The organism is Micromonospora sp. CMU55-4 (genome assembly GCF_011602315.1).
GTDB lineage: Bacteria > Actinomycetota > Actinomycetes > Mycobacteriales > Micromonosporaceae > Micromonospora > Micromonospora chalcea.
On record NZ_JAAOLH010000042.1, the window covers coordinates 1 to 1454 of the forward strand.

Annotated in this window: 1 protein-coding gene; it reads left to right on the forward strand. The window is 70.1% G+C overall.

The genetic code is table 11. The annotated features are described in order from the left end of the window. Positions 1-88 precede the first annotated feature (88 nt). Positions 89-1429, forward strand: a complete 1341-nt coding sequence (locus HA073_RS30150) for an IS701 family transposase (RefSeq protein WP_240926046.1) — start codon at positions 89-91, stop codon at positions 1427-1429. Positions 1430-1454: the final 25 nt, after the last annotated feature.

Below are 1454 nucleotides of genomic sequence, written 5' to 3' on the forward strand. Positions count from 1 at the left end.
CTAGTACGGCAGCCGCCGTTTGAGATGTCGCTGGTGGGGCCGGGTAGACGAGGTGCGGCCACCGCGTGATCGTCTGTCTGCTGTGGACATGACTTCAGATCTGGCGGTGGCCGCGTGCCACAGCGTAAACCCAGACCGGTGGCGGCAAGTCCTGACCGGGGTGTGCGATGCGTTCGCGGGACGCTTCGGGCGGGTCGAGCCGCGTCGGACGGCGACGGCGTTCGTGACAGGGCTGCTGGCCGACATCGAGGTCAAGACGTGCTGGCAGTTGGCGGAGCGGGCCGGGCATGCCCGGCCGGACGCGATGCAGCGGTTGTTGTCTCGGGCGGTGTGGGATGCCGATGCGGTCCGCGACGATGTGCGGGCGGTGGTCGTGGGCCGGTTCGGTGATCCGGACGCGGTGCTGGTCGTGGACGAGACCGGGGACCTGAAGAAGGGCGTGCACACCATCGGAGTGCAACGCCAGTACACCGGCACCGCCGGCAGGATCGAGAATGCGCAGGTGGGGGTGTTCTGCGGCTATGCCAGCCGGCATGGGCACACGCTGATCGACCGCCGGGTCTACCTGCCGGTGTCGTGGACCGATGACCGGGACCGATGCCAGGCCGCCGGGGTTCCCGACGAGGTCGCCTTCGCCACGAAGTCCGAGCTGGCCGCCGACATGATCACCGCTGCCGTCGACGCCGGCGTCCCGGCCGGGTGGGCGGCCGCGGACGAGGCCTATGGCAACAGCAGCGTCTTCCGTGCCCACCTACGCCACCACCGCCTGGGTTATGTCCTGGCCGTGTCCCGCAGCCACGTGGTCCCACTCGACGGCGGCAAGACCCGGGTTCGGGCTGACCGGGTCGCCGCCGAGCTGCCGGCCTCGGCGTGGCAACGTCGCAGCGCCGGTGCCGGGTCGAAAGGGCCACGCTTCTACGACTGGGCCTGGCTCGACGACGTCTGCACCGACGCCGACCCCGACGACGGCGGCCACCACAGCCTCCTGATCCGCCGCAACACCACCACCGGTGAGCTGGCCTTCTACCGCTGCTGGACCCCGCAACCGGCCACCCTGGCCCAACTCGTGCGGGTCGCGGGCATCCGCTGGACGGTTGAGGAGAGCTTCCAAGCTGCCAAGGGCCAGGTCGGTCTCGACCAGCACCAGGTCCGCCGCTGGGACTCCTGGCACCGGTTCACCACCCTCGCCCTGGCCGCCCTCGCCGTCCTGGCGATCTGCGTCGCCGACGCCGCCGACCACAACCCGGCCGACACCGGACTGATCAAGCTCACCGTCAACGAGGTCCGGCGCCTGATCAACGCCTGCATCATCCGCCCGCTCAGCAACCTCGCCCACCGTCTGCGCTGGTCAGACTGGCGGCGCCAGCATCAAGCCCGAGCCCGCCAAGCCCACTACACCCGACGCCTCAACCTCGAACTCCAGCCATGATCCCGAACGGCGGCTGCCGTACTAG

Coding starts and splice junctions, on each gene's coding strand:
- HA073_RS30150 (WP_240926046.1), top strand. CDS start 89: ATGACTTCAGATCTGGCGGTGGCCGCGTGCCACAGCGTAAACCCAGAC.